Genomic DNA, 7,860 nt, shown 5'->3' with positions numbered 1-7,860 from the left:
ATATAAGGAAATACACATAGGTCAGTTTATTAAAGAAAGAGTGGAAGAACAAGAAATTACAACCGAAAGAATCTGTAATTTCCTCAATGAAGATGAAAGATTCGTTGAAGATATCTACAACAGTAAATCCCTTGATTCGGAAATCCTTTTACGGTTCTGTAAATTATTGGAATATGATTTCTTCAGGCTTTACAGTTCCCACCTTATTTTATATTCTCCTCCCTCTGCAGTCAATAAGAATGTACAGAAATCTGAAAAAATTCCCTATTTCAGAAAAAATATCTATACACAGGAAATTAAAGATTTTATCATTAATAGAATCCTCTCCGGTGAGATGACTTTAAATGATATTATTGAACAATATTCTATTCCCAAAAGTACACTTCATCGCTGGCTACAAAAAAGAAACAGTGCCCAATAAAACACAAATAAATGCGTCCCAACTACACTAAAATTTACGAAGACCTTCTTCGTCTGGAGCATCCTGAAAAATTGGAAGAACCAAATATCAAGAGGCTCCTTGAAAATCTGAATTCTGCTGAAGATATACTGAATTTAAATGAAAAGATATTTACTCCATCCAAAGAAAGCCTGAAGGATAACCAAAAATTAAAGACCTATGACCGTAAAACCATGCTTAAACTCCTGCAATACCAGAAGCAACATGGATTTTCCACCAATTATATGTCAAAAAAATATAAAATAAGCCGAACAACCCTCACCAAATGGAGAAAGACATTCGGCAATGACGTGTAAAGCAAACGCCTGTGAAATTGTGATTTACAGGCGTATCTTTTTATCAGAATAAAATTTTATTTTTTCAAAACATCTTTAATGCCTTCCAATCCTTCGCTGAACCGGGATAGTAATGCTATGACCTGAGCCATTCTATCGTGATCTCCCAAGCCTTTTATCATTTTATTCTTAATAAAAGTCTTTTTAATTTCTTCCCATCGTTCCACTTCTTCTTTGGAATTAAGTTCCATTAATTCTTTTAGTTTTAGCATATTGGCTTCTGCATCCGTAGCAAGTGTCTGAGATTCATTCTGATAATGGTTCAGAACAATCTGTAAAACTTCCTCTTCTTTCAAAATAGGCTGAATCTGGGGAATCAATTTATTCATATTTCTATATGATCCCTGAAGTTTGAAAGGCGGCTCATTTCTATATTCATCAGCCATTGCAGCTGAAGAAATATATTGTTTATTTACTTTCAGGACCACGTCTCTCATTTTGATCGTACTTTCAAGAACTTTCCGGAAATCCGAGATTTCACTGGAGCTGAAATTTCCGATAAGATCTACAGTCGGATTATCCGCAAGAATACTTTCATACAGCCTATACAGATTTTCCATTCCGGGCTGGGTTAACCTGCTCAGATAATCATTGGACATCAGTGCATTTTCAATCAGGCTCAGATCAAACAAATCTGTTTTACTTCCTGAAATTTCTCCTAAATTATAGGTATCCGAACGGTTGGAAAGCATATCCGGAATTTTAAATTTCTCTCCATTTTCTGTATAGGGATTTCCCGCCATTACCAGGCAGAAACGTTTTGATCTGAGGTCGTAAGTCTTACTTTCTCCATTATAAATTCCTTCTATTTTTCTTTGCCCGTCTGCCAGAGATATAAATTTCTGTAAGAATTCAGGATTGCAATGCTGAATATCATCAAGATACAACATTACATTATCCCCCATTTCCAAAGCCAGATTCAGTTTTTCAAGCTCTTGTCTTGCCCCTGCATTTTTGGCTTCTGACGGGTCTGTTGACAGAATATCGTGACCGATAGAAGGCCCATTTATTTTCATAAATATCAGTCCCATTCTATTCGCCATATATTCCATCAATGTTGTTTTACCATATCCCGGCGGAGAAACAAGCAGCAGCATTCCCATCCTGTCGGTTCTTTTATCTGAACCCACTGTACCCAGTTGCTTGGCTAAATTAGCTCCGATCAATGGAAAATAGACATCATTAATAAGTTTATTTCTAACAAATGAGCTCAACACCTGAGACTGGAAGGATTCCAGTTTCATGGATTTTTTCTTATCGTTGATCCATATTGTTTTCAGCTTCTGAAGTTCTTTATATTTAGGAACCATAACTGTATTAAAATACCCTAAACGGGAGCTGAATTCATAATAATCAAGAGTATATTCAGTGCCTTTTTCTAAAGACTTCAAACCTTTTAAAGAGGTTTCATATGTAACATGCTGGATATTTTTTTCATTAAAATTTCGCGTTATCAACAATACAACCACTTCTTCTTTAATTCCCTGATTAACCTCATCCGGGATAAATGCCTCCAAAGCACTTTCTGCAATTGAATAACATGCTGATGGATATTGATACAGTGCTATCAATTGATCTACGAACTCCATATCTTTACCCTGATCCTTGAGATGTGTCGTAAAGGATTCATACAAGGTGGCTGATTTTTCAGAAATGATAAAATTTCCCTTGTCTTCTCTCTTCAGATATACTGCGGCATTATAAAAATTGACGCCGGTAAATATGGCATTTTGTAAAGCAAATATTTCAATTTCTTCAGATAATTCCTTATTCAGGCGCACAAAACCTTTTTGAGTTGTAAATGACTGAGAGATAAGTGATGCCGCTGCAAACTGTTTATTATAATATTCCTTTTTTTTCTCATCAAGAAAATACCAGAAAAGCTGGGCTGCTGCACGTTCTTCAGGCGTAAACTGCATTACCCCCAGTTCATTATGCATTTGCTGAAGTTTATTTACCAATATCAATGCGTCTTCATCATGAATCCCCTTCACCAGACCTTCTCCAAAATGTTCTGCCATAAATTTCTGTATGCCATTCTTATTCAGATCATCCGTTGCAATATCTTTATTGACAGAGAATACATTCCACGCAAGGTATTCAAATCGTTTTACCAGATTATTCTCCGAAATATACTCCTGATTCCAGACATCTTTAAAAGAAGAAATAGTTTCAAAATTCAGAGGTTCATAAAAACTTGTTCCTGTAAGATGATAGTAATACTGAGCATTTCTGAGAACAAGAGTCAAATCTAGTTTTTGCTGATTAACAGCAAATTTATACTCCCCTAATGCAATGACATTATCATCATCTGTATAGATCTCTTTTTTATCTTTGAGCTTTCTAACCGCTTCCTGTTGGGAAGTTTTAAGCAAGGTCTGAATTTCTTCTGCTTTAGCAGAGTCATCAAACTCCATCAGCTGCCGGCAAATCCCCCTTACTTTTTCTACCATTAAATCAGTCGCGAAATATCCGTTGATTTCATTTTCAGAGTCAAATGATTCTGTTTTGGACTGTACTGATCTTAAAATCCTTTGGGCAGAATCAAATAAATTCTGGGTCCGCTTATTTCTGGATTCCGTTAACTGAACTCTTTTATTCTGAAAATGTCCATAAACTTCTTCCCTTTTTTCACCAATTGTCTGAATAAATTCTTCAAAGTCCACAAACTTTGTTTCCATTTCTTCAAGCTGGATAGAAAGTTTGGTAAGGTATTCATCACATTTCTCAGGAGTATGGGATAATTCTAAAAGGTTAATGACCGACTGATCGAATAATGTCATTTGCGCCTGAAAATCCGCAGATAATTCTTTTCCGGAAATTTCTCTTTTTCTCGTGGATAATTCCAGACGTTCCTGATTCAGCCTGGCAAAAATCAAGGAAATATTCCCAATAATCTGAGTAGATTGTGAAGTATCTTCTATTTTTAGATTATTAACAATATCCACCAGCAATTCAAGATGCTCGGATAGGGTATTGATTTCTTCTTCTATTGTTTGGCCATCAATAGCCTTGTTCAGGTTAATAATCTGTTCCGAAATCACCTCAGCTTTTTGCTGATAAGGCTGCAAAGCATCCTCTTGTAATAAAAAACTCACACATGCATTCGAAAGTTCTCCAGAACGGTCAGCAAGCGATTTCTCCAAACCGTCAAGAATATCAAGATCTACATATTTAAGTTCTCTGGCTCCTGTAATTTCTCCACGCAAAGCCCTGATACGGGATAACATGTCGATGTAAATCGTAAGTTCAGAAAAGTGAATCCTTTTAGTATCATCCAGTACCTGTTGACAACTCAGCTTAATTTTCTCTATTGCTTCAGCCGTATTCTTTTTCTGCTCTACTACTTTTTCATATTCATTGATCGCCGAATGAGCAATTTTCCTGATTTCTTTTAGGGGTTCATCAAGTTTTTGGACTTCTTCTTCACCCAGAAAATAATAGGCATCCAGAATAGTAGTCGAAAGCTTTACAATATCATCATACAGACTGCTGTAAGAATCTTTTTTATTCAGCAATGTAATCAGCTCCTGGCTCTCTGCCATCACTCTCACGATATCTTTATTACCGATTTTATAAAGAAGATTATCTGATTTTGTGAGGTCAGGCTGTAGTTCTTTACTGTATGGAGATTGCCAGATCTGAGCCAAATGATGTTTAGTCGCTTCCGTAGTTTCCCTTAAATAAATCAATCTCCCGTCTTTCAACAATGTAAAACCACTGCAACGGATTGGGGTTTCAATAGTCTGGGTAATGATATTATAGGAAATCAGCTGATAATTATTAGTTTTATCATCATAAAAAACATACATGAAATTTTCACCGTTAGGCTCCTGCACAGTTTTTAAGTAATGCAAACGATTAAGATCCTGAGAGATCACTTTAAGACCTCCGGTTTGTAATGCATATCCGTTTGAAAATAAAATACCCTGACTTTCAGGAAGCAATATTCCTGAATATTTTAAAGTATCTACCCGGGAAACAGTCTTTTCTTTATGGTTATAAATAAAGTAACGTTCCGGCTCCTGATAAGGTTTTATTTTAAAAATAACGAGATTATCCAGATCACAAAAATGAATTTCAGCATCATCCAGATTCTGATCTTTATGGATAACATCTTCGGAATAAATACCTTTTCCGGTATCGGTATTGTCTTCAATTTTAATGGTAATATCCCCTCCGATACTTTCCACAAAAACTTTATCGGCAAGAGATACATGTGGAAATTTACCGTTGCGCTGCATATCCCGTGTTGCCTTTATCCAGGTAAACCCATGCTGTGGTGGATAGGTAACTTCCGATGCGCTTCTTGAATCCACATATATCAGACAGTCTTCTTTGATAAGCCATTTAAAAGCTTTGATATCGGTAGGACTTTCAGAAAGCTGAAAGACCATATAAAGATAGTTTTCCGTAAAATGAAAACGGGCAAAAAATGTATTCCTGTAGTATTTATATAGATTTTTAAACTCATCCACAAAAACCTCATCTTGGATCAGAGACGAATCCTGAGGCTCAAAACGGTTATTATTAATTCTATATAGTGAGAAAACATCTGTAATATTGATTTCCGTTTGCAGTCCTAAATGAGCGTTAGAACCAAAGATCAACAGATCATTGAAAGAGAATATATCCTTCGCTACACAAGTATGATCTGTAGAAATTCTTTCATTCGCAATGAGAGAAAAATCAACACCCCCGAAAATATTTTTACGGTTTTCGTTAAGCTGATATAATCTTTGTACAAGATCATTTTTCTGCTCATTCAGACGGTTCTGAATAATTTCGTATGTCCCTGAATTTAATTTTTCTTCTGACATAAATATAGTTTATTAGTCTTTTACTGAGATTTTCAGTAAAATTCCTGTAACAAAATTGTTTAAAAAACGCTCACCGAAGATTTTACCTCTCACCTCCGACAACATTCATTTACGATGAGAATTTTTCGTGTATGGACAAAAGCCCATATTATTTTAAAGGCTTACCATCTATCCCTAAATGTCTTGCCATATCCATTGCTCTTTCCAGGATTCCTCTCTCCTGCTGATTAGCCACTCCGCTCAGTTTAATGATCAGTCCTGCAATGCTCATATTTTTGATATCTTCTGAGGAAATATTATATTTCTCAACCATTCCCGATACCTTATCAATCAGGTTTTCACCGTCTCCCAATAAGTTATCTTTTATAATCTGGGCGTTTTCACTATGACTGATAAATTTATCAAGTCCTTTTCCTGCAGACACCTGACGGATCACATTATCAAAGAATGTATTATCTCCTCCTACAATATCAATTTTCGCAGACTTGAAGGCTTCCGCCAATACTCCAGCCTGAGCCTGAGCGATATCTTTCTGAATGGATATTTGTGCCAATTCCACTTCTTTTTCTTTTGCCAGTTTCAATCGGAATTCTTCGTGGTCTTTTCCAGCCTCGTTCAGCTTCTTCATAGCTTCCGCTTTTTCCGTAATACCTGCTGCTTCAGCTAATGCCTTTTCTTTGATTACTTCAGCCTGGGCAATTCCTTCTTTTTTAACAGCATCTGCTTTTTTCTCGATAACTACTGCTTCCACAATACCCTGTCTTTCTGATGCGTCTGCTTTCGCCTGCATTACCTGAGCTTCAGATAATCCTACCGTAGCTTCTTCTTTCGCTTTTGCATCTGCGATGATCTTACGGGCTTCAGCCTCTTTTTCTGCTGCATCACGTTTTGCCTGAGCTTCGATCACATATTTCTGAGCATCTTTCTCTGCTGCCAATTTACGGGCTTCAGCCGCTTTCGTTTCTTCGATCAATTTCTTTTCAGCTTCCTGAGTTGCTACTGTAATTTCTACCTGCTTGTTTCTTTCTGCAGTTTTGAACGCTTCCAGATCTTTGATTCCCTGCTGCTCTTCCACAACGGTTTTCTCCATTGTCAAACGCTCACGGATCGCATCCTGAATACTTTTCTTTTCTAATTCTATAGCCTTCTCTTTTTCAATTTGTGCCAACGCTACAATTCTTTCTCTTTCCGTAGCTTCCAACGCTTTATCTTTCTCTACTCTTTCTGTTTCTACAAGGTCTGCACGTTCTTTATTTTTAGCTGCAATAACCACTTGACGCAACTTATTTTCCTCTGCAATCTGTAGCTTTTCCTCTGTTGCAATGCGTACGGTTTCATATTTAAGACGCTCCTCTTCTTCCACTTTCAGTATTTCAGCATTTTCGCGTGCTTTGATATTAGCCACTTCTCTTTTCTGAGATTCTTCTTTTTCTGCCAATTGCTTTTCGAGCTCCAGAATAGCTTCTCTTGCTTCTACATTCTGCTTGGTAATTGTTTTTTCTTCATCTCTCCGAACCTGATTTGCTTTGATATTCTGGGTGGCCGTAAGCTCTGTGATCTTTTTAATACCTTCAGAATCCAGAATATTATCCTTATCTAAACTGTTGATAGATGTTTGCTCCAGATAATCAATCGCACAGTCATCCAAAACATATCCGTTCAGATCTGTTCCGATAATATCCAGAATTTCCTGACGGAATTCACTTCTTGCTTCATACAATTCCGTAAAATCAAATTTCTTTCCTACGGTTTTTAAAGCTTCAGAAAATTTAGCTTCAAATAATTCTCTCAGTGTTTGAGCGTCAGATGCTCTCTGACAGCCAATAGTCTGGCCTACATTAATGATATCATCTACCGATTTGTTAACTCTGATAAAGAATGCCACCTGAATATCTGCCCTCATATTATCTTTACAAATCAGCCCCGCTTTTCCTTCTCTTGCAATTTCCAGCTTCTTTACGGAAATATCCATAGACTCCATCCGATGGATTATTGGAATTACAATACCTGCATTAAAGAAGACTTTGGTTCCTCCATAACCGGTTCTCAGAATAACTATTCCCTGTACTGTTTTTTTATACATGGATAAAATCCAGAAAATAAGTCCAATGGATGCTATTACCGCAACAACAATCCCTACAATTAAAGGTATATTCATAATTTTTATAGTTTATTATTAAAGTGTGTTTTTATATAAAAGGTTTAAAGAAAAAAGTTGATGATATAATTGAATACAATCATAAAG

Annotated in this window: 4 protein-coding genes; 2 read left to right on the top strand and 2 right to left on the bottom strand. The window is 36.3% G+C overall.

Features of this window, described 5'->3' with window-relative positions:
• Together Q0A18_RS16450 and Q0A18_RS16445 are read left to right on the top strand one after the other, a co-directional pair.
• A partial coding sequence (locus Q0A18_RS16450; RefSeq protein WP_292011241.1) for a transposase occupies window positions 1-421 on the top strand: 421 nt, incomplete at its 5' end.
• Between the two features lie 11 nt (window positions 422-432).
• Entirely contained in the window at window positions 433-756 is a 324-nt protein-coding gene (locus Q0A18_RS16445; protein WP_292011240.1) for a helix-turn-helix domain-containing protein, read from the top strand.
• A 56-nt stretch (window positions 757-812) separates the two neighbouring features.
• Here the strand turns inward: Q0A18_RS16445 and Q0A18_RS16440 are convergent, their stop codons facing one another.
• The gene (locus tag Q0A18_RS16440; protein ID WP_292011239.1) at window positions 813-5,615 is read right to left on the bottom strand and encodes a DNA repair ATPase; all 4,803 of its coding nucleotides are present in this window, start codon (window positions 5,613-5,615) and stop codon (window positions 813-815) included.
• A gap of 148 nt (window positions 5,616-5,763) precedes the next feature.
• On the bottom strand, window positions 5,764-7,773 hold the full coding sequence (locus tag Q0A18_RS16435; protein ID WP_292011238.1) for a flotillin family protein: 2,010 nt from the start codon (window positions 7,771-7,773) through the stop codon (window positions 5,764-5,766).
• Window positions 7,774-7,860 lie beyond the last annotated feature (87 nt).

The sequence above is a fragment of the Chryseobacterium sp. genome (genome assembly GCF_022712095.1).
In the GTDB taxonomy this organism is placed as follows: domain Bacteria; phylum Bacteroidota; class Bacteroidia; order Flavobacteriales; family Weeksellaceae; genus Chryseobacterium.
This window is presented reverse-complemented; position numbering and strand designations above follow the sequence as displayed.

Excerpts from the sequence above, each read along its gene's own strand:
- Q0A18_RS16435 (WP_292011238.1), bottom strand. The coding sequence starts at position 7,773 with ATGAATATACCTTTAATTGTAGGGATTGTTGTTGCGGTAATAGCATCC.
- Q0A18_RS16440 (WP_292011239.1), bottom strand. The coding sequence starts at position 5,615 with ATGTCAGAAGAAAAATTAAATTCAGGGACATACGAAATTATTCAGAAC.
- Q0A18_RS16445 (WP_292011240.1), top strand. The coding sequence starts at position 433 with ATGCGTCCCAACTACACTAAAATTTACGAAGACCTTCTTCGTCTGGAG.